Origin of the sequence: Geomonas sp. RF6 (genome assembly GCF_021044625.1) — a bacterium.
Classification (GTDB): Bacteria; Desulfobacterota; Desulfuromonadia; order Geobacterales; family Geobacteraceae; genus RF6.
Genome location: NZ_CP087999.1, coordinates 4,332,930 through 4,354,841 on the forward strand (window position 1 = coordinate 4,332,930; position 21,912 = coordinate 4,354,841).

The 21,912-nt window shown below is 61.9% G+C and carries 18 protein-coding genes and 1 riboswitch; of the genes, 11 read left to right on the forward strand and 7 right to left on the reverse strand.

From position 1 onward, the window contains the following. Positions 1 to 149 precede the first annotated feature (149 nt). Together LPW11_RS18520 and LPW11_RS18525 are read left to right on the forward strand one after the other, a co-directional pair. Complete coding sequence (locus LPW11_RS18520) at positions 150 to 1,433, forward strand: nucleotide sugar dehydrogenase (RefSeq protein WP_230995352.1); 1,284 nt, start codon at positions 150 to 152, stop codon at positions 1,431 to 1,433. Between the two features lie 668 nt (positions 1,434 to 2,101). After that, entirely contained in the window at positions 2,102 to 3,457 is a 1,356-nt protein-coding gene (locus LPW11_RS18525; protein WP_230995353.1) for a putative sensor domain DACNV-containing protein, read from the forward strand. On the opposite strand, the gene dinB is transcribed toward LPW11_RS18525, so the two are convergent. From dinB to lexA, 3 genes are all read right to left on the reverse strand, one after another. Further along, positions 3,454 to 4,689, reverse strand: a complete 1,236-nt coding sequence (gene dinB / locus LPW11_RS18530; RefSeq protein WP_230995354.1) for a DNA polymerase IV — start codon at positions 4,687 to 4,689, stop codon at positions 3,454 to 3,456. The genes LPW11_RS18525 and dinB overlap by 4 nt on opposite strands. A 148-nt stretch (positions 4,690 to 4,837) precedes the next feature. After that, the gene (locus tag LPW11_RS18535; RefSeq protein ID WP_230995355.1) at positions 4,838 to 5,083 is read right to left on the reverse strand and encodes a hypothetical protein; all 246 of its coding nucleotides are present in this window, start codon (positions 5,081 to 5,083) and stop codon (positions 4,838 to 4,840) included. A gap of 4 nt (positions 5,084 to 5,087) precedes the next feature. Next, a complete protein-coding gene (lexA, locus tag LPW11_RS18540; protein ID WP_230995356.1) occupies positions 5,088 to 5,693 on the reverse strand; it encodes a transcriptional repressor LexA in 606 nt (201 codons plus the stop codon). A 569-nt stretch (positions 5,694 to 6,262) separates the two neighbouring features. On the opposite strand from lexA, the gene LPW11_RS18545 reads away from it, so the two are divergent. The 6 genes from LPW11_RS18545 (at position 6,263) to LPW11_RS18570 (ending at position 11,981) form a co-directional block, all read left to right on the forward strand. Continuing rightward, positions 6,263 to 7,591, forward strand: coding sequence for a porin (locus LPW11_RS18545; protein ID WP_230995357.1), 1,329 nt, complete (start codon positions 6,263 to 6,265; stop codon positions 7,589 to 7,591). Positions 7,592 to 7,911: 320 nt separating this feature from the next. After that, positions 7,912 to 9,834 (forward strand): M1 family metallopeptidase, encoded by a 1,923-nt coding sequence (locus LPW11_RS18550; RefSeq protein ID WP_230995358.1) that lies wholly within the window; start codon positions 7,912 to 7,914, stop codon positions 9,832 to 9,834. Between the two features lie 17 nt (positions 9,835 to 9,851). Next, positions 9,852 to 10,448 (forward strand): hypothetical protein, encoded by a 597-nt coding sequence (locus LPW11_RS18555; RefSeq protein WP_230995359.1) that lies wholly within the window; start codon positions 9,852 to 9,854, stop codon positions 10,446 to 10,448. An 80-nt stretch (positions 10,449 to 10,528) separates the two neighbouring features. Further along, positions 10,529 to 10,605, forward strand: a riboswitch (cyclic di-GMP riboswitch). A gap of 77 nt (positions 10,606 to 10,682) precedes the next feature. After that, the gene (locus LPW11_RS18560; RefSeq protein ID WP_230995360.1) at positions 10,683 to 11,252 is read left to right on the forward strand and encodes a YcbK family protein; all 570 of its coding nucleotides are present in this window, start codon (positions 10,683 to 10,685) and stop codon (positions 11,250 to 11,252) included. Between the two features lie 110 nt (positions 11,253 to 11,362). Then, positions 11,363 to 11,524, forward strand: coding sequence for a hypothetical protein (locus LPW11_RS18565; protein ID WP_230995361.1), 162 nt, complete (start codon positions 11,363 to 11,365; stop codon positions 11,522 to 11,524). A 76-nt stretch (positions 11,525 to 11,600) separates the two neighbouring features. After that, positions 11,601 to 11,981, forward strand: a complete 381-nt coding sequence (locus tag LPW11_RS18570; RefSeq protein ID WP_230995362.1) for a TraR/DksA family transcriptional regulator — start codon at positions 11,601 to 11,603, stop codon at positions 11,979 to 11,981. A 61-nt stretch (positions 11,982 to 12,042) separates the two neighbouring features. Here the strand turns inward: LPW11_RS18570 and LPW11_RS18575 are convergent, their stop codons facing one another. The 4 genes from LPW11_RS18575 to LPW11_RS18590 form a co-directional block, all read right to left on the reverse strand. Continuing rightward, positions 12,043 to 13,134: an AAA family ATPase gene (locus tag LPW11_RS18575; protein ID WP_230995363.1), complete on the reverse strand. Its 1,092-nt coding sequence runs from the start codon at positions 13,132 to 13,134 to the stop codon at positions 12,043 to 12,045. Positions 13,135 to 13,195: 61 nt separating this feature from the next. Beyond that, positions 13,196 to 15,106: a SpoIIE family protein phosphatase gene (locus LPW11_RS18580; RefSeq protein ID WP_230995364.1), complete on the reverse strand. Its 1,911-nt coding sequence runs from the start codon at positions 15,104 to 15,106 to the stop codon at positions 13,196 to 13,198. Positions 15,107 to 15,351: 245 nt separating this feature from the next. Beyond that, positions 15,352 to 15,906, reverse strand: a complete 555-nt coding sequence (locus LPW11_RS18585) for an HD domain-containing protein (RefSeq protein ID WP_230995365.1) — start codon at positions 15,904 to 15,906, stop codon at positions 15,352 to 15,354. A 105-nt stretch (positions 15,907 to 16,011) separates the two neighbouring features. After that, a complete protein-coding gene (locus LPW11_RS18590) occupies positions 16,012 to 16,215 on the reverse strand; it encodes a hypothetical protein (protein WP_230995366.1) in 204 nt (67 codons plus the stop codon). A 979-nt stretch (positions 16,216 to 17,194) separates the two neighbouring features. On the opposite strand from LPW11_RS18590, the gene LPW11_RS18595 reads away from it, so the two are divergent. Genes LPW11_RS18595 through LPW11_RS18605 form a run of 3 tightly spaced genes read left to right on the forward strand, consistent with a single transcriptional unit; the run spans position 17,195 to position 21,809 of the window. Next, the gene (locus LPW11_RS18595; RefSeq protein WP_230995367.1) at positions 17,195 to 18,553 is read left to right on the forward strand and encodes a serine hydrolase domain-containing protein; all 1,359 of its coding nucleotides are present in this window, start codon (positions 17,195 to 17,197) and stop codon (positions 18,551 to 18,553) included. Between the two features lie 29 nt (positions 18,554 to 18,582). Beyond that, positions 18,583 to 20,169, forward strand: a complete 1,587-nt coding sequence (locus LPW11_RS18600; RefSeq protein WP_230995368.1) for a transporter substrate-binding domain-containing protein — start codon at positions 18,583 to 18,585, stop codon at positions 20,167 to 20,169. Between the two features lie 32 nt (positions 20,170 to 20,201). Continuing rightward, the gene (locus LPW11_RS18605) at positions 20,202 to 21,809 is read left to right on the forward strand and encodes a sensor histidine kinase (RefSeq protein ID WP_230995369.1); all 1,608 of its coding nucleotides are present in this window, start codon (positions 20,202 to 20,204) and stop codon (positions 21,807 to 21,809) included. The last annotated feature ends 103 nt before the right edge of the window (positions 21,810 to 21,912 follow it).

Here is a 21,912-nt window from a genome sequence, read left to right on the forward strand (position 1 = left end):
TTCATGCAGAGGGGGCACCCCCTGACGCGCACTGGTATCACCCCCTGCATGGTTAAAAAATTACTGCATGCTAATGTTTTAGTTAGCCCCGGCGCTGTCCGGGCAGACAAAACCAGTGCCATGCAATCTGGCTGGAGAGGAGTGAAATTATGGGTTCTGAAAGGAAGATATCGGTGGTGGGGCTCGGATACGTCGGCCTTCCCGTAGCCATTGCCTTCGGAAAGGTGCGGCGCACGGTCGGGTTCGACATCAATCCGAGAAGGATCGCGGAACTGCGAGATGGAATAGACCGGACCGGTGAGGTGACGAGCGAGGATCTTGGCTCCGCGGACATCCTCTTCACCGACAGTGTGGAAGATCTGAAGAGGGCGGATTTTCACATCGTCGCAGTTCCGACGCCTGTGGACAAGGCGAAGCAGCCGGACCTGAGGCTGTTGATGAAGGCGACGGAGACGGTCGGGAAGGCGCTGAAGCGTGGCGACATCGTGGTGTACGAATCGACGGTCTATCCGGGGGTGACGGAGGAGGTCTGCCTCCCGATACTGGAGAAGGTCTCGGGGCTTGCCAGCGGGAGGGATTTCACCATCGGGTACAGCCCGGAGCGGATCAACCCCGGCGACAAGGAGCATACCTTCACCAGGATTACGAAGGTGGTGTCGGGGCAGGACGAGGAGACGCTGGAGATCGTCGCATCGGTATACTCCTCGGTTGTCTGCGCCGTGCACCGCGCTCCCTCCATCAAGGTGGCGGAGGCTGCGAAGGTCATCGAGAACACGCAGCGCGACCTGAATATCGCGTTGATGAACGAGCTCGCCCTCATCTTTGACAGGCTGGGGATCGATACGACCGCGGTGCTCGCCGCCGCAGGGAGCAAGTGGAACTTCCTGAAGTTCAAGCCCGGACTGGTAGGGGGGCACTGCATCGGCGTCGATCCGTACTATCTCACGCACAAGGCGGAGAAAACGGGGTACATCCCGCAGGTAATTCTGGCCGGCAGGAGGATCAACGACGGGATGGGGCGCTTCATAGCACACCGCGCCGTAAAGGAGATGATACGTGCCGGGCACAGCGTTCGGGGAAATTGCATCACCGTGCTGGGGCTGACCTTCAAGGAGGACTGCCCGGATCTGAGGAACTCGAAGGTGTTCGACATCATCCACGAGTTGCAGGATTATGGGGCCGAGGTGCAGGTTAGCGATCCGCTGGCGGACCGTGAAGAGGCTGCGAGGGAGTATGGGGTGAAGCTGCTCAGCCCAGAAGAGCTGAAGCCTGCCGTCGCAGTTGTGGCAGCTGTTGCTCACGCGCAGTACCGCAAGTGGACCCTTGACCAGGTGGTGAAGCTAATGGGGAAAAACCCCGTGCTGATTGACGTCAAGGGGATGTACGACAGCAAGGCGATGCTCGATGCGGGAGTAAGGGTGTGGAACCTGTAGGCTAGCGATGACCGCTGGCGCGCATCCGCGCGCCGGTTTCTTGCAGGCTCTCTCGTTGGAAGCCCCACCGTTTCCCCAGAGGTAGTTACCCGAGTATATCCTGCCGAAGATTCTTACCCCATTCCGCGGGGGCGTGAGCCGCGGTGGCGGCTTCGCCGCCAACGCAGGCAAGATGCCTGCGCTCCAGCGTGGGGTGCCCCGTGGTGCGGGGAGGCCGATCTCGTACCAGCTTCACTGCGATGCCGGGAACGCCTGCGGCTTATCCCGGCCTACATGTGACGGTGATCGCCGCGCTGGAGCATAGGCTTCCCAGCCTGTGCCGCGGCGCCAGCCGCGTAACCTGTGGCGGCTCCGCCGCCAACGCAGGCAAGATGCCTGTGCTCCAGCGTGGGGCGCCCCATGGTGCGGGAAGGGGGATCTCGTACCAGCTTTACAGCAATGCCGGGAACGCCTGCGGCTTATCCCGGCCTACATGTGACGGTGATCGTCGCGCTGGAGCATAGGCTTTCCAGCCTGTGCCGCGGCGCCAGCCGCGTAACCATGGGGAGCAGGGAGCCGCTCCCTCCTCCCGCTGCACTCTTTGCTCCCTCTGTTGCCAATGTCTCCGCCAGAGGAATATACTGATTCCTAAGGCGAAAACGGGAGCGGTCAATGGCAGGGAGGTGAGGATGTACACTTCGGTATGCAAAGGAACGGAAGGGCATGCCTACCCGCACGATCTCGTCGAGTTCATCTATCAGCAATGGCGCAGTCCCAGTTTCATCGAGAGACTCTGCTGCGCAGGGGGTGATACTTCTCTGCAGCTCCCCGATCCCGTGGTCCTGGAACAGGTCATTTCCATCTGCTACCAGGCGAGCCTTCTGCGGGAGGAAGAGCGCCCTATCATGTTTCGCCTCATCCTGCGCGACGCGGAGCTCTTCCCGGTGGAGGAGGGGCCCCCAACGGGGCTGCATCGCCTCATCTTCTCGAAGCTCCGCCCTTTCAACGAGTATGAGCTCCATCGCCTCGCCCCCGCTGCCGATTTCCACCGGACCCTCATCGGTGTGACCACCGTCTCCGGCGACGGCGCCCACATCTGGGGTCTCGTGCATTCTGGCGCGCGCTGGATGCAGTCGGTGTACGGCGGCCGCAAGACGTTCGCACCCCTTCCCCTCGCCCTCGTGGTTTATGTAACCGGCCCTGGCCACATCACTGTCTGCGTCGGCTCGGAGATCGTCGCTTCTCTCATCGGTGGACAGATCAATTGCCCCACTCTCGATGTCTTCAACTCACGCTGGATCGCCGACAGCCTCGCCACGGTGCGAGCGGAGATGTGGGAGATGCATCTCGCCGCCCGCGCACGCTCCGAGACGCGGTGGGCCACGCTCGATCCGGAATTCGGGAAGAACGTGGGGCAACAGGTCATGCGACGCATCGTCAGCGTGGTGCGCAACTCTCATCACGGCGGCATGCTGGTCTATCTCCCGCCGGAAATGACCCAGGAGATTCTTGGCGACAACCGCTACATGACCATCAAGTACCAGTTCCTGGAACTCGAGTCGCGCGAGCGCTTCCGCAGACTGACGCTGCAGATCATGAACACCATGGCAGAGGTGCATGGCCCGTACGAGGCTGGAAAGATGGTGGGGTGGCAGGAGTATGTGACCAGCAACGACGAGGCTATAGCCCTGCTCGATGAGGCGATATTCGATGTGGCCCACTTCATGGGGGTGCTTGCTGCGGTGGACGGGGCGGTGGTTATAACGAAGCGACAGGAGCTTCTCGGTTTCGGCGGGGTCATTTCGGGGGACATCGACAAGGTGGCGACGGTAAATCACGCTCTTGATATAGAGGGGTCCGTTGTGGAGCCTGTCTCCAGTGAAGGGGTGGGCACCCGCCACCGTGCCGCGTACCGTCTCTGCCAGGAGTTGCACGAGGCGATCGTGCTGGTGATCTCCCACGACGGGAACGTTCAGATCGTGAAGTGGCACAACGGTTCTGTCACCTACTGGGATCAGGTGCCCGCCGGCATTCCCGGCTTCTAGTCCACATCGACGTTACGCACCCCCTCCGGCCGCCAGGCTGGAGAGATGACCTTCGACCCGCCATCACTCCCGAGCAGCGTCCCAAAGGTAACGGAAAACTCGCCGAAGCGGTTGTTTACGTCATCCATGGCGCTTGCCAGGGCCGCCTTCTTCTGCTCCTCGGGAAAGAGGGCGAGCTGCTGGTTGTGGTAGCGCAGATTGCTGATCTTCACCCCGAGGAGGCGCACCGGCTGCGTGAGGACGATGGTGTCCAGAAGCTTCACGGAGGCGCGGTAGATCTCGTCGCTGTTGTTCGTATGGGAGGGGAGGGTGGTCTGCTTTCCGAAGGTGGTGAAGTCGGCATAGCGGACGGTGAGGGTGACGGTCTTTCCTGCGACCTGGTACTTCCTCGCGCGGCGTCCGACCATCTCGGCGAGCTGCAGGAGGTAGCGCACGATGTCGTCCCGCTCGGTCAGGTCGTGGTCGAGCGTCGTGCTGTGCCCGACGCTTTTTACCTCTTCCGCCTCCTCGCTCGGCACGACAGGCGAGTCGTCTACGCCGAGCGCCATGTAGTGCAGCCTTTCGCCGGTCACACCGAAGCTCTTCCTGAGGATATCCACAGGGAACCTGGCAAGTTCGCCGCAGGTGCGGATCCCGAACTTGGCGAGGTGCTGCTGCATTTTCGACCCGATGCCGCACAGCTCCTTGATCGGCATCCGTTCGAGAACCTTCCTGACCTGATCGGGGGCGATGACGGTGAGCCCGTCCGGCTTCTGCATGTCGGAGGCAAGTTTCGCGAGGAGCTTGTTGGGGGCGATCCCCACGGAGCAGGTAAGGCCGAACCGCTCCCGGATGCGGGATTTGATGGCGCGGGCTATCTCCTCTGCGGAGCCGAAGAGGGCGAGCGATCCGGTGACATCGAGGAATGCCTCGTCGATGGAGAAGACCTCCACCATCGGTGTGTACTCCCGCATGATCGCCACGATCTGCGTCGAGGTGTAGGTGTATTTACGGTTGTTTCCCACCACCAGGATGAGCTCCGGGCACTTCTGGCGCGCCTCCCAAGTGTTCATCCCGGTCTTTACCCCAAAGGCGCGGGCCTCGTAGGAACAGGTGGTGATGACGGTGCGCTTCGCCGCACCGATGACGGCGATCGGCTTGCCGCGCAGATTGGGGTTGCTCTGTTGCTCGACCGACGCAAAGAATGCGTTCATGTCGATGTGCATGATGGTGCGGGTGTGCTCCAGGCTCATGGCTTCTTCCGTCTCTGAATGATAAAACGAGAGAGGGCAGAGTAGCGCAGAGGGGATGAAAAAACAAAGGTTTTGTGCTGCCGCACGAGGCGCGGCGGGCGGCGATAGAGCAGCCGAAACGGCCGCGGCCAGCCGCGCACCCGCCGGCCTACTCGTCCACCACCCCCTCCAGGGTCCAGTTGTGGTCGGACGAGTTGTAGATCAGCTCGAAGAGGTTCGCGCCGTCGCTTACCGCGAAATGCAACCTCGTGGCATCCCCCTCCCTGTCCTTCCAGAAGTAGGAAAGCTCCGTCACTGCATGTTTCTTCTTGCGCCACTCGAACCACACCGGCCTTATGGTGCTGCCGGGTGCGAAGATCGCTGCGACCCGTATCATCTCCCCGTGCCTCTCCATCGGCTCACTCCATCTGCCGGTAGATGCCGACTACCTTTCCCACAATGGAGACTTCCCCTTCCCCTTCCTTCACGATGATGGCCGAGTAGTTCGGATTTTCAGGCTGGAGGCGGATCTGGCGCCCTTCGCGGTAAAAGCGCTTCAGCGTCGCCTCCCCCTCCACCATAGCCACCACGATGTCGCGGTTCGCAGCGGTCGGCTGCGGGCGCACCAGGGCCAGGTCCCCTTCCTTTATGTGGGCGTGGATCATGGAGTCCCCCTTTACCCGCAGAAAGAAGGAGCCTCCGCCCCGCAGCTGCGACTGGTCGACTGCGAAGTATCCCTGTATATCCTCAAAGGCGGGGTGCAGCGCTCCGGCGCGTACCGTGCCCACGATCGGGAGCGCTGTCCCCTGGGCCTGTTGAACGAGAGAGATCCCGCGGGAACTCCCCTCGTGGCGGCGGATGTACCCTTTCTTCTCCAGAGCTTCCAGGTGCTTCATGACCCCCAGTGTCCCGCTCACCGAGAGCTTCTTGCCGATGTCGCGCAGACTCGGGGGGTAGCCGTATTCGTTGAAGTATTCCGTGATGATGTCCAGCACCTGCTGCTGCCGGGAGGTGAGCTGCTCCATACCGCCTCCAATTGTTTATCGTATGGTAACCTTACCAGATGGTAACCATAGGGTGTCAAGGGGGATATGCAGGATTTTGCGAGACGCAGCGGGATCTAATGGTTCACTCTGGAATAGAGGGGAAGGTCATTGCAGGAGATCAGTTTGCCCCGCGCTGGAGCGTAGGCATCTTGCCTGCGATGGCGGCGCGGCCGCCACAGACCGCGCCGCTGGCGCCGCGGCTACAGGCTGGGAAGCCTGTGCTCCAGCGCGGCGCCACTGGCGTGGAGGAGATGAGTGAGAGCAAGCCGCCGGCAGCGCGTTCCTCCCCTTTCAAGGGGGAGGACAGGAGGGGGATGGGGTCGGCGCGGCCAACTCTACCCATCCCCACCCTGTCCCTCCCCTTGAAAGGGAGGGGACGCCTGAGCTCGTGCCCTGCTAAAGGAACAGGTTCCTTGAAGGATACAGGCCTCACCGGACTCCAGCATATGCAGATGGAAAGGGAGTTGAATTTCCGAGTGACGGCATTAGACTTTGGTTGCCGCAAAGCATGAGAGGGCTCAAATTTTGCTATCAAAACGGGGGGGGAGATGCTGAACCTGCTCTTATCCATAGGAAAGATCCTGCTTATTTCCCTGCCTCTCTTTCTTACCCTGCCTCTGCTGACCTCTGAAGATCTCGCTCGTGCCGAGGAACCAAAAGCCTCACCCGAAACCCACGACCCCTTCCTGGCAATGGCACCGAACAAGACTCCACTCGCCGGGAGGGAGTACCGCACTCTCTTCATGGGTAGAGAGGTGGAGATCCCGCCGAGGGACCGCAGTCATGTGTCCGCCATCACTCTCGGCGGGGCGTACGCCATGCCGAAAGTGGGCAACCAGGACGGCACCCCTATTTTCAGCCTCTTTTTCAGGCGCTTCTGGGCCAACTCCCGCACGCGCGATCTCGTCAGCGGCTTTGTGAACGACCTGGAGTACGACCGGGGAAAGGGGCCGCTGGAACTGGTGCTGCGCTTCGAGAACGACACCCGGCCATTCGACCGGAAAGAGGTTCTTAACAACCGCGAAATCAACGGATCCTCCCTGTACTGGGGGACGCTCATCGGGTCGATCGGCCCCGGCCTCCGTTTTCCGATTCCCCCCTACGAGATCGACAACGACATCCGGGTGCAGCTCCTGGCCAATGTCGGCTATTTCTACGCGAAGAAGAGCAGCGATACCGCTCCCGATGCGGTGGTCCCCCCCGACACCATGCTCTACGGCACGAAGTTGCGCCTGCGCTACGACGGCATGATCCGCAACATCCTCGAGCTGCCGCACCGCGGCACGGCCGCCGGATTCGATCTCCAGTTCATGCACCGCGACCGCTGGTCCGACTTCCATACCCTGGGGAGCACCGTCTTTAGCGAGGCGCACACCCGCGACTACCTCCAGTTTTCCGGATATGCCATGGCGGCTGCCGACATCCCGGGGCTCTCGGAAAAAAACCGGCTCCTCCTTAGCATCCACGGCGGCACCGCCAAGACAAGCAGCATCGACCGCTTCAACGCCTTCCGCATCAGCGGCGGCCCCTTTCCGACAGAGACTGACGACCTGTACCGTCCCGATTATGAAGGAACGATGTTCAACGAGCTGATCGTCGCGAACTACCTCCTCGCCTCTGCTGAATTTCGCCGTCAGCTTACCTTTTTCAGCTACCTCGGGCTGCGCGCCTCCTATATCGGAGGGGATCTTGCCCGGCTCACGGACGGGAATGAAGTGGTATTCAGCAAAAGGGAAGGGTTTGCCCTCTCCGCCAATTTCGACACCGGCTTCTTCTGGGACTCGTCCCTTCATCTCGCGTACTCGTGGGATTCAGGCTTCGTGCGGGACGGCAGGTCCGGGAGCGGCATCATCCTCACCTGGAACAAGGAGTGGTAGTCCCCCCCTCACCATTTTCCTCTCAAAGTTCCTGACAAAGTCACAGTGGAAACCGTTATTCTCATAACTGCCGCGTAATCACTTGACCGTCTCCGACTCTCTCTTATAATGCCTCCATGTTCTTTGTTGCAGTGATTGCCGGAGGTGCTGTAGTGCGCTTTTCACCAATGTCCGTGAGTGAAGGAAGAAGTTATGCAGTCAGCATTTTCCTCTTTTGCATCCTTTTCTCCTTTCCATCCATTCTTCTCGCAGCCCCAGGGGGCGCATCTCCGGTACTGCGGCAAGAGCTCTCAATCTCCCTGCAGCCGGAGAAGCACCTCGTGGCGGGAGAGACGACCGTCACCCTTGCTTCTCCTGGTAAAGTGGAACTCTTCCTCGCGCCGTCAGCGACTGTCCAGCGCGTGTCAGTTCACTCGAAAAAGGTTCCCTTCACCTTCCACGGCGGCATTCTTTCCGTCGACCTCGGTGGAACGGAAGGTCCCGCAGCTCTTACGATAGCTTTCCGTGCAGAATTCAACGACCAGGTAGCGGAACATCCGTCGAGCAGTGAGGAGCCGACCTACGGCGTGAGCGGAGCCATCACCTCTCGCGGCACCTTCCTCGGCGCCGGGTCGCACTGGTACCCGACCCCTCCCGCTGTGCCTCTGGCGCGTTCCGTGCGGGTGGAGGCCCCGGCCGGAACGGAGGCGCTCACTTCCGGGCGCAGGATCTCCCATGAGACGAAAGGGGGAGTGTCCCGCTCTGAATGGGCTGAGGCGCATCCGGTGGGAGAGCTTTCCCTCTCCGCAGGTCCGTACCGGATCGCGCACAGAAAGCTCGGCGAGATCGATCTGTACACCTACTTCTACCCCGACAACGCTTCGCTCTCCGACCGGTACCTGGACGCGGCGACGCGCTACATCACCTTTTACAGCGCGCTCTTTGGCACCTATCCCTTCGAGAAGTTCGCCGTGGTGGAAAACTTCTTCCCCACCGGCTACGGCCTTCCCTCCTACACGCTCCTGGGAAGTACCGTTATCAGGCTCCCCTTCATCATCAATACCAGCTTTCCCCACGAGATCGCCCACTCCTGGTGGGGTAACGGCATCGAGGCGGACCTCGAGACCGGCAACTGGTCGGAAGGGCTGGTGACCTACCTCGCCGATTACCTCCTGAAGGAGAAGGAGTCTCCCCAGGAGGCGCGCGAGTACCGGCTGCAGATTCTCTCCGACTACGCCTCCCTCGTCACTCCGGAAAAGGAGTTCCCCCTGCGGCGTTTTATCGGAAGGGTCGACTCCGCATCCCGTGCCATTGGCTACGGAAAAGGCGCCATGCTCTTTCACATGGTGAGGCGAAAGATCGGGGACGACCCCTTCTTCCAGGCGCTTCGCGAGGTGCGCCAGAAGAGGATGTATGGAACTGCAAGCTGGGACGACTTCATCGCCGCCTTTTCCCGCGCGGGAGGGAAGGACCTCGCTCCCTTCATGAAGCAGTGGCTGGAGCGCCCGGGCGGCCCGAAGCTCTCCCTTGCGAACGCTACGCGCAGCCGCTCCGGTAGCCAGTGGCAGGTGGCCGGAACGGTGCAGCAGGCTCGCCCCACTTTCGAGCTGGAGGTGCCGGTGCGGGTGGAGGGCGAGAGGGAGGAGACGGGGACAGTCGTGCAGGTAGCGGCCTCCGGCAACCCCTTCACCCTCAGCACGAAGACCCCGCCGAGCCGCCTCCTTCTCGACCCGGGCGCGGAGGTCTTCCGCCTCCTCTCCCAGGCAGAGCTGCCGCCGACGGTCAACAGGCTGAAAGGGGCGCGCGGCGTCGTAACGGTTGTGACGAAAGGGTGTCGCGCGAAGCCGGAGACGCTGAAGCTCCTCCTTCGTTCACTCGACCAGGGTGACTCCATCGTTCTGTACGAGGAAAACGCCGGCCGCGAGATCCTCGCGGCGAACGACCTCCTCATCTGCGGCGAGCCCGCGGCAGGCCTCCTCCCGGCACTGCCGCGGGAGGTATCTGTCTCGCGCGGGACCTTCACGGTTCAGGGGGAGGAATTTTCCGGCGGGGACGATCTCCTCTTCCTGGTGCGCGAGAACCGCCTCGCGCCGGGGAAGATCGCGGCGCTTTTCCTTCCGCTGTCGGAGAGCGCTGCCGATAAGTACGTGCAGAAGATCACCCACTACGGCAAATACGGCTATCTCCTCTTCTCGGGTGGGGGGATCAAGCGGAAGGGGTCGTTCGCCCCTCCACCCGGGCCGAGCGTGGTGGAGTTCGAGTAGTGTAGGGGAGGGCTGTTATGGCACGCGCACTTTCTTTCCTCCTTTTCCTCGTTCCTGCCGTGGCGGGCGCCGCAGATATCTCCTCCCTTGCGCGCTGCAGCACCGCGGTCTTCGCCGATATCAGCCGCACGCGCACCTGGTCCGGGAAGGCACCTGCCTGCTGTCCGCAGCTCTCGGTGGAGACGACCGCATCCGGTGTCGTGGTGACCGCCTGGGGGGTGGAACAGGGGGGGATGGGGTGGATCGAGAAGGGGTTCTCTGCCACCATGGAGTTCCGGGAGCTCGCCGGGAAGAAAGAACTCGCGCAGGCGACGAAGGATGTCCTGGCGCGGGCCCGCCGTCTGGAGCGCTGCCTCGAGTCGCTGCAGGAGGTCTACGACCCGCTCGAATGCCAGCGCAAGGGGACGCGGGAATATCTCTCCGGCGAGGAGACGGGGGTAGAGGACCGGGAGACACTCTGGCTCGACGACGACGGGCGCGCCTGCGTCGTCCACTACGCCACGGGGAGCAGCTCCGCGACACCGACACTTCCTCCCACCATGGACGGTGACCCCCTCCCTCCGGGGGTGAACCTGGACATCTACCTAAGAAACGGGGGGCGGCGCGGCCGGTAACCTCCGCCAGCGTGACAGCGGTCACACCGTGATTCCCGCTGCCGTGCTATCCTCCCCCGCATTCCGCCGGAGATATGGTTAATCGAAAATACTAAAACTTCCGCGAGGAAGTGACGGAAAGCCTACAGGGTCTCACCGAGACAGCCGGGTTGCCGAAATATCGACGCGATATTCGGCCCCGGCTTTTTCATTTTTCGGGATCAGGCGTTTGTGCAGCCAAGAGAGGAGGGTCTATTGTTCAACCTGAGCTGGAGTAGAAGAAAGGTTCTGAAGGGGGCGCTTTTTGGTGCCGCGTTTCTTCTGAGGGGGCTCCCGGCGCTCGCCGAGACGGCTGGATACGGAACGCTTCCAGAAGGGAGGCTTTCTTTTTATAATATCCATAGCAGGGAGCGCCTCGCTGTCACCTATCGCGACCTCTTCGGCAACTACGACGCCGCCGCCATGGAAGCGATCAACAACATCCTGCGCTGCCGCTACACGGGGAAGAGTGCCTCCATGGACGTCCAGGTCATCGAATACCTGAACCTGATCGACAAGAACCTCGGCGGGGGGAACGACATCCACGTGGTCTCCGGCTACCGCTCGCCGGAGTTGAACGCCCTGCTGGGGCGCGAGAGCAGAGGGGTGGCGAAAAGCAGCCTGCATACGAAGGGAAGGGCCATCGACATCATGATCCCCGGCATCGCGACCGATACCTTGAGGGAATATGCCTATTCTCTCGCCTGCGGCGGGGTCGGTTACTACCCGAGGGAAGGGTTTGTGCACATCGATTCGGGAGGCTTCAGGATTTGGTCCGGGAGCTGATTGGAGCAGGGGAGGAGGGGGATTCACAGGAAAAGAGTCGCGAGGTAGCAATTCCAATCTTTCGGGTATACTAGTACGGTTCGCTACCCTGCCGGAAAGGAGGTTTGACTATGAGGAGAAGTCGCTATAACAGCAGGATCCCTCTCACCGAGGTCGTGAGCAAGATCAAGGAGACCGAAAGGGTATGCGCTGTTTGCGGATCCGAGCTGGAGATCGAACCTGAGAGCGGCGAACTGCATTGCCCCGTCTGCGAGGAGAACGCGGCCCCCTGAGGGCGGGGCGGTAACGGCGCGGCAAGAACCGAGGAGGCAGGTCCCGGCTCTGGCACCTTTGCAAGGAGATTCAGCGATGTCACAGGAACAGGATGCCGAGGAGCTCAAGAACCTTCTGCTGGAAAGGAAACGGAGGCTTTGGGCCGAACTGAGGGAGGAAGTCTTTCACAACAGGGCGGAGGACCTGAGCAGTCAGTACGACATCCCCCAGGACAACGGGGAAGCGAGCATGCTCTCCGAGCTCACCGACGAGGGGCTCGGCGTCGCGGATGTGCGGCGGGAGGAGCTGACGAAGCTCGAAGAGGCGGAGCGCAAGCTGGAAGAGGGGACGTACGGGATATGCCAGGAGTGCGGCGAGCCGATCGGGATCGCCCGCCTCAATGTCATGCCGTACGCGACACACTGCGTGCAGTGCCAGTCGGAGCAGGAGGAAAAACCCCCGGCGTCGAAAATCTAGACCCTCGCCATGCGCGCTGAACGCGGGGCGCGGCAGCAGAAACGGGCGCCGGGGAGGGGCGCTACAGGAGCGCGTCGATCGCCTCCAGGTCCATGCTGTTCTCGGCATTGGCCATGATCCAGGCGAGTTTCTCCTCGTCCTCGAAGGTGATCTTCGCTACATCCTCGGCGAGAGCGGAGTAGACCGAGGCGGTTTCCCTCTCCACACGGATATAGGGGATGTTGCTGTCGTTCAGGATCTGCTGGCTGATGCGCGAAACGGGGGTGTGGCCGCAGACGACGAGTCCCGCGATCTTCTGCTTGTAGGCCGGGATGTGGTACAAGCTCGACAGCGTGACGATGAGCTCGTCGCGGGAACTTGTCAGGATCATCAGGGTGGAGTCTTTCAGGGAGTCGATGACCGTCTGGGAGGAGGCGGCTCCGAGGTGGATGTTGTTGATGATGCGGCTGCGCTCGTTGTGGTCCCCCTGCAGCGGCAGGTCGAAGAGCTTGCAGATGTGCGCGAGGGTGGGGTTGGCGAGAACCGCGGAGTAGTTGAAGCCGTCGATGACGCCAAGCCCCATCGGGGCGAAGGCCATCTGCAGGAACTTCTTGGTGACGTCCTTCTTCTTGCTGATCAGCTTGTTGACGATGATTCCCCGCACGTCCGCCCCCTCACGCTCGTACAGGGCGAGGTTCAGGTGCACCGCGTCTATGACGCGTCCGATGCCGCTTTCCGAAACGATCATGACCGGCGCGTCGATGAGCTTTGCCACCTTCGCGTTTGAAAGCCCGATCACCGCCCCCACGCCGCCGTGACCCGCCCCCTCGATGATGAGGAAGTCGTACTTCTCCTCCATCTCCCGCACCGCCTGCACCACGCAGTTTGCCAGCGACAGCCCGTCGAGTTTCCCCGCCAGATAGAGCTTTGTGAAGTCCTTGTGCAGCGCCACCGGTGACATGATCGGCAGGTCCTCTTCCATGCCGAATGCCTTCGCCATGAGGAGGGCGTCCATGTCCACCAGGAAATCGTTGTGCATGAGAGTTTTGGGGCCGAACGGCTTGATGAAGCCCACCCGCTTGTATTTCTTCCGGGCGAGATGCATGAGGGAGATGCTGATTGTGGTCTTGCCGCAGTTCTGACCGGTCGCGGCCACGTAAATCTTCTTTGCCATTTATGCCACCCCTTTTGGATGCATCATGTTTACATGCCGACAGGGGCGACGTCAAGCACAGTCATACAAACTTCAACAACATCATGGAGATGTCGTCGTTGGAGGACTTCGTGCCGGTGAAACTGTACACTGCATCCAGAACGGAGTTGATGATCTGTTCCGAGGAGAGGGTGTGGCAGGCGGAGAGGACATCGCGCAGGCGCTTCAGGCCGAAGAGCTCTCCCTCCGGACCTTCCGACTCGGTGACGCCGTCGGTGTACAGGAGGAGGATGTCCCCTTTCTCGGTGTGCATGGAGAGCTCGTCGAAGCGCACCCCGCTGTGCACACCGAGGATCAGCCCATCCGCGTCGAGGGGGTAGAAGGTGTGACTCCCCGGGCGGTACAGGAGGGGGGGAGGGTGCCCCGCGTTGGTGTAGGTCAAGAGGTGCGTTTCCATGTTGTAGCTCAGGTACGCCATGCTGATGAAGAGCTCGGCGCGGCTCAGATCGCCGTAGAGGATTTCGTTCAGCGAGGAGACAATCTCAGCGGGCCTTTGCTGCGTCTGGTGCTGGGCGCGCAGGACGCTGCGGGTCTCCACCATCATCAGTGCCGCCCCGACGTTGTGCCCGGATACGTCGGCGATCACCATGTCGACCTCCTCGTTCTGCAGAAAGAGGTCGTAGTAGTCCCCCCCTATATGGGTGGCGGGGACGCAGCGGCAGGCGCACTCGATGCCGGGGAGGGGTGGAGGGGTGGAGGGGAGGAGAGAGAGCTGGATCTCCTTTGCTATCTCCATCTCCTTCAGCATGCTCGCGTTCTCGAGGAGTGCACGCTCCGCGGCCTTGCGCTCCGTTATGTCCTGCTTTATGCAGATGAAGTTCTGGATACGCCCTTTCTCGTCGGTTACCGGCGTGATCGTCTGCTCTTCCGGGTAGAGGGAGCCGTCGCTGCGCCGGTTCACCATCTCGCCGTGCCACACCTTTCCGGAGTTTATGGTGGCCCACAGCTCGCGGTAGAACTTCAGGTCGTGAAGGTCCGACTTCAGAAAGCTGAGCGGCTTCTTCATCGCCTCCTCGTCCTGATACCCGGTCATCTTGATGAAGGCGGGGTTCACCCAGATGACGTGCCCTTCGCTGTCCGTGATGACGATGGCGTTCGCCGCAGCCTCCAGCGCCGCCCCTTGCAGCTTCAGACTCTCCTCGGCGCGCTTTCTCTCCGTTATGTCCTTTATGAGCCCGTCGTAGGCGATGAGCTCCCCCGCATCGTTGTGCCGGGGAACGATCGTGTTGATGACCCAGCGGATCGAGCCGTCCTTGTGCACGAGCCGGTGTTCCAGCCCCGGCACTTCCTTCCCCTTCAGGAGCTCCTCGGTGAGGTGCATGACAGCGGGACGGTCCTCCTCCACGATCATCTGGTACCACAGGAAGGGGTTGTTGACGTAGTCGTCGTGGCTGTAGCCGGTGATTGGGAGGCACCCCGGCCCGTGGGAGGTCTTCACGACCTGGCCATCCTTCAGCTTCACCGTGTAGATGTAGTCGGTGACCGCGTCGACGAGCCTCTTGTAGCGCCTCTCGCTGCGCACCAGCGCCGCTTCCGCTTCGCGTCTTTTGCGGCGCACCTCCGCTTCCTGCATCTCCCGCTCAATGGCGGGGACGATGCGGGAGATGTTCCCCTTGATGAAGTAGTCGTTCGCCCCCGCCTTCATGGCGTTCACCGCGGTGTCCTCACCGATCTTCCCGGAGACGATGATAAAGGGGAGGTCGAGCCCGCTCCTGCGCACGAGGTTCAGGGCATCCAGTCCGCTGAAACCGGGGAGGACATAGTCGGAGATCACCACGTCCCACCTCTCGTCCTGGAGGGCGGCCTCCATCGCGGCAGCGCTCTCCACCCGTTTGGCGACGGGGGAGTAGTCGCCGCGCTTCAGCTCGAAGACGAGAAGGAGTGCGTCGTCCTCGGAGTCTTCCACAATGAGGACGTGCAGCGGCTTCGCCATGGGAAGAGGTCCTTTCCGCTTTGATCGATCGCTCGCGCCTTCCCCCCGTGAGGGAGGATCGGCACCTGACTTTTGCAATGAGCAATAGCCGCAAGAGGGGGTGGGCGTTGGCAGAGGCGCCGCGACGCGGGGTGGCGTTGACGAGTGCGCCGAAAGTCAGGCCAACTATACCATAAATTGCTTACGGAAAAAGTAAAGGGGGATGGGGGGGAGGATTTTGTTAATTAACAACTGCAGGGAAAAAGTCAGGTCGGGAGGATGCCGAAGTGGCCGAGCCAGCTGTCGAAGATGGCAACCTTCTCCTCGCCGAAACGGGCCAGAGACCTGCGCACCTCGTGCACGCTCTTCTCCCTGTCCAGCTCCCCCTGCTTCTTGGAGAAGAAGAGGTCGGCGAGAGTGACGATGCGTTCCTCGTCGGAGATCGGTGACATCTCTCTCTGGGGCAGGGGGAGCTTCTGCGCGACGATTTCCAGGGCAGTGAGTCCAACCCCGATGTGGCGCTCGCATACCAGGGCGTGGCGCGGCATCCCCTCGCGCTCCAGGATCTCCCTGCCGAGAATGCCGTGGCATATGTAAGGGGCCTTCCCGAAACAGTGCATGTCGGGGGCATGTATCCGGGAGACGCCGATGTCGTGCAGGAGGGCTGCCTCCTCGATGAAGGGGAGGTCGAGGGCGAGGTGCCGCTGCGAGCGCGCTATGGAGAGCGCCTTGTCGGCAACGATGCGGCTGTGTTCGCTCACCGTCTCGAACCCGATGAGGTTGCCGTCGAAGTATTTCTGGAGGATTTTCAAAGGGGACACGGGCTGCTCCGATCTCGATTCCTACTTCTTATAGTAGGAGCTTTCCGGCCGGGAGGCAAGGAAAGCGTGAGGGGAGGGGGGGCGGCTCGCCCCCCCGAGACTCATCTAGGGCTTTTCCCTGTGGGGGGTGGTCTGGTCGAAGCGGGTCGGATGCTCTGCCGAGTGCTCCTGCGGTGACGTTTCCGGATCGTGGCAGTTGCCGGCGTCAGAGCGGTTGTGCCCCATCGTCTGTTCGAGGTTTTCGAGGTGGCAGTGGCTTCTCACCTCGCAGGTGTAGTCGTCAAAGTGCACATACGAAGTCGATCGCATTCCTTCCTCCCATGCACCGCGGGGCCAGCCCCGTTCTTCCGGGGAGCCTGGTGCGAGTAAAACCGCGCTTCATCGGGACTTTCAGGCGTGGGCAGTGTTTGACCAGAAGAATCTAGTACAGTCGGGGATGAAATTCAACTTAAAATCGCCTGTTTGGGGGCGCAAGGATGGTGCGAAACCTTTACTCCCCGGCCGTTGATGGTCCTTCAATTGACAACCTGCCGGTATTGTGGAACCGCTGCGGTTCAAATCCCCCCCCTTCGCAAAGGTTCTTACGCGAATTCCGGGAAAGCCGTAGTATGTTCCAATGAAGGGCGGCACGAGGCCTCGCGTCCCCTCCTTTGCGAAGGGGGGACAGGGGGGATTTGACTTGGCCAGGACCCTACTGCAAGTGCGCAACTGCTGTGATCTCAAGCGATTTTTTGATTTCCACTTTGCAAAAAACTGGTGGGGCGTATGTCGTTGATCCGCAGCACTGCGGTTCGATGTCCGAGATGTACTGTTAAACGGGCTGCGGTTCTGGAGGAGACTTGAAGATCAAATCCCCCCTGCCCCCCTTCGCAAAGGGGGGAACGTTAGGCCTTCTGCAGTGCTTCGTGGCCATGTACCCACCCTTCCCCAGAATTCCCGGATGAACCTTCGCAAAGGGGGGAACGTGAGGCCTTCTGCAGTGCTTCATGGTAATGTACCCACGCGCCGACCTCGCAAAGGGGGGACGCGGGTTCTCGCAGGGCTTGTGGATGCCCGGGCGGCGCTGTTGATCCTTCCCGAGGCGAAGGGCTTCCCGAAATGAAGGGAAAATAATCGAACCACCCCGCTGTAGTCCTTTTTTTCTCACCACTTTCGCCGATATACACGAAGGAAGGAAGTCCTGCCACGACGGCAGGGGGAGCTTCTGTTTGAAAAGCGGCAGCTTTGCAGAATGCTGCATCAAAATCGTTCGCTTCGGCGGCTGGAAGGATAGGGAGGAGTACCTGTGATGACTGGTCGAACGATTTTTTCCCGTGCCACGTCGCTGCTTGTCGCGCCGCTGCTCGTTATCGGACTCTGCTTCCCCGCGTCCTCGCGCGCCGGGGACCCTCTCCCGACCGCTTCGCCGGACGCGGTGGGGCTCTCGCCGCAGAGGCTCGGCCAGCTCGACGCCATGCTGAAGCGCGCCGTGGACGAGGGGAAGGTCGCCGGCGGTATCGTCCTCATCGCCCGCCACGGCAAGATCGCCTACTTCAACAACTTCGGACGGGCGGACAGCGACAGGGCTATGCGCAAGGACACCATCTTCCGGATCGCCTCCATGACAAAGCCCCTTACCGCCGCCGCCATCATGATGCTGAACGAGGAGGGGCGCATCCTCCTCTCCGACCCGGTGTCGAAGTACATCCCCGAGTTCAAGAACCCGAAGGTCATGGTGGCCCCCCCGAAGGGTTCGAAGCTCCCCTATCGTCTCGTCCCGGCCAAGCGCGAGATCACCATCCGCGACCTGCTCACCCACACAGCCGGTCTCTCCTACCGCTTTCTGGCGAACTGGCTTCCGGATGCGCGGCACAAGGGGCTCGCGGAACTGTACAGCGAGGCGGGGATCTCTGACGGTCTCAGCGAGACGGAGGGGACGATGGGGGAGATGGTGAAGACTCTGGGGCGACTCCCGCTCATGGCGCACCCTGGCGAGAGCTACGACTACAGCCTCTCCTACGATGTACTCGGCTATGTGGTGGAGGTGGTGTCGGGGATGACGCTGCCGGAGTTCCTGGAAGAGAGGCTCTTCAAGCCGCTGAAAATGACCGACACCTCCTTTTTCCTTCCGCCGGAAAAGAGGGAGCGCCTTTCGGCCCTCTGGGAGAGCAGGGACGGGAAGGTGACCCCCTTCTCCGACGGGGTGAAGCAGGACGGGAACTACTACTTTTCCGCCAGCTTTCCGTACAGCGGGCCCCGCACCTACAACTCCGGAGGAGCAGGCGTTCTGTCGACTGCTGCCGACTACTTCCGCTTCTGCCAGATGCTCCTCAACAAGGGGGAGCTTGACGGTGTGAGGGTCCTCGGTCGCAAGACGGTGGAGTGGATGACCGCCACGAACCACATCGGCGATCTGGACGAGACCCTTCTCCACGGCAAGGGGTGGAAGTTCGGGCTCGGCTTCGCCATCGAGACTGAACGGGGGCACGACGTCGACGCGGGGAGCGTGGGGGTGTTCGAGTGGGCAGGGATATTCTCCACGAGGTTCGGCGTCGACCCGAAAGAGGAGAAGATCACCATCTACCTCACGCAGACCAACCCGTTCAGCATGCACATCGAGCTGTGGGACAAGGTGAACGCCTTCTCTGCCGCTGCGGTGGTGGACTAGCCCCCGGTGCGGGAAAGACAGGAATCTCTATGAGAAAAAGAACGGTCATTCTTTTTACGGCACTGGCTGCGCTTCTCCTCTCCCTCCCGGGGACGGCGGGGGCGACGGCGCCCCGCTTCGGCCCGAAGCTCATCGTCCGTGACGAGGCGCTGAAGGTCGCATCGTACCAGTATCCCCCCGTGATCGACTCCCAGACCCCCGGGCTTGGTATGGCTGCAGCGATCGTGCAGGCCGCGATGCAGGAGGGGAGCCTCCCGGTGGAGGTGGAGGTACTCCCGGTGCGCAGCCTCGCCAGGCGCTCCCTCCTTTTCGACGGGGCTCCGGCTTTTCTCGGCTCTCCTTCCCTCTTTAGCAAAGGTGAGCTGGCAAAGCTCACGGTGCTGCCGTGCTGCTCTCTCAGGCAGTTCTACTACTTCAGCGAGGGGGCGCATCGCGAGTTGCTGACCTGGAAAGGGGATGTCCGGGCTCTCAAGGGGTATCGCATCGGCGTCGTGAAGGGGGAGGAGACCCCTGCCGCGCTGGCGGGGATGAAGGTTGTGAGCGACGAGCCGAAGGCGCTCCTGCGCAAGGTGAAGGAGAACGAGATCGATCTCGTGCTCCTCCCGGAAATCGTTTCGCAGCAGCTCCTCCGCAAATACGCCGCGGACGAAAGCCTGAAGCTCCGCCCGCTGCAGGCCCGCGCAGAGAGCCTCTCCTTTTCCCTCATCGTGAACCGCAGCGATGCGCGGGGGGGGAAGATCAGAGAGGCGTATCTGCGTGGTGTGGCGCGGCTCAGGAAAAGCGGGCGCCTCGCGGAAATAGTGGCGCTGTACCAGTCCGACGGCGCTCCCAGCAGCGAGACGTACCGCTCCACCCTGGGGGCGCAGGGGGTCATCGAGTTCGGCTCCAGCGAGACACCCCCCTTCTACGCCTCGAGCCTCCCCGGGGACGGGATGGCCGGGGAGATCGTGCACGCGGTCTTTACCGAGATGCACCTGAAGAGCGTGATCCGCTACTTTCCCCTGAAGAGGCTGTACACCGACCACCAGAACAACCACCTGGGGGACCCGGAAAACTTCCAGGGGCAGCAGTTCAGCGCCATCGTTCCGGTCGCCCTGTACCGCACCGCCTTCTTCTATTACGCCCCAAGACACCGCAAGGGGATACGGTTCCATTCCCCCGAGGACCTGAAGGGGTACCGGATCGGCGTCCTGCGCGGCACCCTGGAAAACCGGGAGTACTTCGAGAAGAACTCCATCTCCGTCACGGAGGTGGACACCGAGGAGTCCCTCTTCCGGATGCTGAAGGACGGCAGGCTCGACCTGTGCGGGGTCATCCGGGAGACCGGCGAGTACACGGCGCGCAGGCTCTTTCCCCGCGAGGCGCAGCTCTTCACCGCGCTGGAGCTGCCGCACGCGACCGGGCCGATCACCATCATGATCAGCGCCCACTACCCGGACGGGAAAAGGATCGGAGAGAAGGTGAACGAGGCCTTCTCCAGGATCATCAGGAACGGCAGCTACCTGCGCATCCTGGAGAAGTACTACGGTGCGGGTAAGGTCCCGGCGGAATGGTTCCAGGAGCTGGAGCGCTACAGGGTGAAATACCAGCAGGGGAGCGCGAAGGTTTCCCCGTAGGGGATCCCGCTGTCGTGCCTTTCGGGAAGATCATGCAAAAGAACAGATCCCTCAGCCAGATCGTCATATTCACACTCCTTGTGGTCTCCACCGTCGTGTGGTCCGCCTTTGCGGTATTCAACTTCTGCCGCGAACAGAGCGTGCGCACCGTGGAGCTGCACGAGGAGATGAACGGCACCGCCGCCCAGCTCGCCACCAGTCTCGAGCTTCCCCTCTGGAACTTCGACATGGAGCAGGTGGAGAGGGTCGTGACGAGCTCGCTGGAGGAGGGGGAGGTGTACGGCGTGGTCGTGTACTCCTCCGATGGCGCGGTCATCACCGGGGCCGGCCGCGACGCGCAGTGGCATGTGGCGAAGGTAACGGGGCCGCTGAAAGGGGAAGAGCTCCTGAAGGCATCCGCCCCGATCATCAGGTACGGGAGCCGGATCGGTACGGTCGAGGTCTACGTCACGCCGCGCTTCATGCAGGAGGCTCTGCGCGACTTCCTTGTAAGCACCGTTGCGGGGATCGTCACCCTGAACAGCTGCCTTGTACTGATCCTTTTCCAGCTCCTGCGCCGGATACTGCTGCGACCACTCGGCGCCATCGAGACGTATGCCGCCGAGGTGAGCGCCGGCGGCTCCCGCAACACGAGGCTCCCCGCTGCCGGCTTCTTCGGTGAGCTGGGGCGCCTGCGCTCCTCCATCGTGCAGATGACAGCGAGCCTTGCCCAGGCCCAGGACGAGCTCGTGCACAAGCTCGAAGAGCGGGTGGCGCAGCGCACCGGCGAGCTGCACCGGGCCCAGAGCGAGCTTCTTGCCACCGCGCGCCAGGCGGGGATGGCGGAGATAGCCACGAACGTGCTGCACAACGTGGGGAACGTCTTAAACAGCGTCAACGTCTCCGCAGGGATCGTGGCGAACTCGCTGCGCGACTCCCGCGTCGCCGGGCTCGCCAGGGCCGTGTCGCTCCTGAAGGAGCACGCCGAGGATCTGCCGCACTTTCTGTCCGAGGACGAAAAGGGGAAGATCCTCCCCGGCTACCTGGAAAAGCTCGCACTCGCCCTGGAAGGGGAGCAGCAGACCGTCCTTGTGGAGCTCGGGCAACTTACAAAGAGCGTGGAGCACATAAAGGCGATCGTCGCTACCCAGCAGTCGTACGCCCGTGGGGGCGCGCTGGTGGAGATGGTGCGCATAACGGAGCTTCTGGAGGACGCCCTCACCATGAACGAGGGGGCGCTGAAGCGGCACCAGGTGCAGGTCGTGCGGGAATTCACCGAGGTCCCGCCACTGCCGCTGGACAAGTCGAGGGTCCTTCTGATCCTCGTGAACCTGATCAGCAACTCGAAGTACGCCATGGACGGCGTGCACGGGGAGCACCGGATGACCCTGTCGGTGGAGTATGGATCGGAGGGGGCGCTGCGGGTCTGCGTGCGCGACGACGGAGTGGGGATCGCTCCGGAGAACCTGTCGCGCATCTTCACTCATGGCTTCACCACCAGAAAGGACGGCCACGGCTTCGGGCTGCACAGCTGCGCACTGGCCGCGAAGGAAATGGGGGGGGTCCTCCATGCGGAGAGCGATGGGGAAGGGCGGGGCGCGGCTTTTACCCTGGAGATCCCGGTGCAGGGGGAGATCCCCTCTGTGCCCGCATCTCATTAAGGTCTTCGAGTAAAGTTTCCCGACATTGTGCCGATAGAGCACGGACGGTACGAGTGCAGAGGGGATAGTCCCACTGAACGGGCCACGCCGAAGTGGCAACAGA

Coding starts and splice junctions, on each gene's coding strand:
- LPW11_RS18520 (WP_230995352.1), top strand. CDS start 150: ATGGGTTCTGAAAGGAAGATATCGGTGGTGGGGCTCGGATACGTCGGC.
- LPW11_RS18525 (WP_230995353.1), top strand. CDS start 2,102: ATGTACACTTCGGTATGCAAAGGAACGGAAGGGCATGCCTACCCGCAC.
- dinB (WP_230995354.1), bottom strand. CDS start 4,689: ATGAGCCTGGAGCACACCCGCACCATCATGCACATCGACATGAACGCA.
- LPW11_RS18535 (WP_230995355.1), bottom strand. CDS start 5,083: ATGGAGAGGCACGGGGAGATGATACGGGTCGCAGCGATCTTCGCACCC.
- lexA (WP_230995356.1), bottom strand. CDS start 5,693: ATGGAGCAGCTCACCTCCCGGCAGCAGCAGGTGCTGGACATCATCACG.
- LPW11_RS18545 (WP_230995357.1), top strand. CDS start 6,263: ATGCTGAACCTGCTCTTATCCATAGGAAAGATCCTGCTTATTTCCCTG.
- LPW11_RS18555 (WP_230995359.1), top strand. CDS start 9,852: ATGGCACGCGCACTTTCTTTCCTCCTTTTCCTCGTTCCTGCCGTGGCG.
- LPW11_RS18565 (WP_230995361.1), top strand. CDS start 11,363: ATGAGGAGAAGTCGCTATAACAGCAGGATCCCTCTCACCGAGGTCGTG.
- LPW11_RS18570 (WP_230995362.1), top strand. CDS start 11,601: ATGTCACAGGAACAGGATGCCGAGGAGCTCAAGAACCTTCTGCTGGAA.
- LPW11_RS18575 (WP_230995363.1), bottom strand. CDS start 13,134: ATGGCAAAGAAGATTTACGTGGCCGCGACCGGTCAGAACTGCGGCAAG.
- LPW11_RS18580 (WP_230995364.1), bottom strand. CDS start 15,106: ATGGCGAAGCCGCTGCACGTCCTCATTGTGGAAGACTCCGAGGACGAC.
- LPW11_RS18590 (WP_230995366.1), bottom strand. CDS start 16,215: ATGCGATCGACTTCGTATGTGCACTTTGACGACTACACCTGCGAGGTG.
- LPW11_RS18595 (WP_230995367.1), top strand. CDS start 17,195: ATGACTGGTCGAACGATTTTTTCCCGTGCCACGTCGCTGCTTGTCGCG.
- LPW11_RS18600 (WP_230995368.1), top strand. CDS start 18,583: ATGAGAAAAAGAACGGTCATTCTTTTTACGGCACTGGCTGCGCTTCTC.
- LPW11_RS18605 (WP_230995369.1), top strand. CDS start 20,202: ATGCAAAAGAACAGATCCCTCAGCCAGATCGTCATATTCACACTCCTT.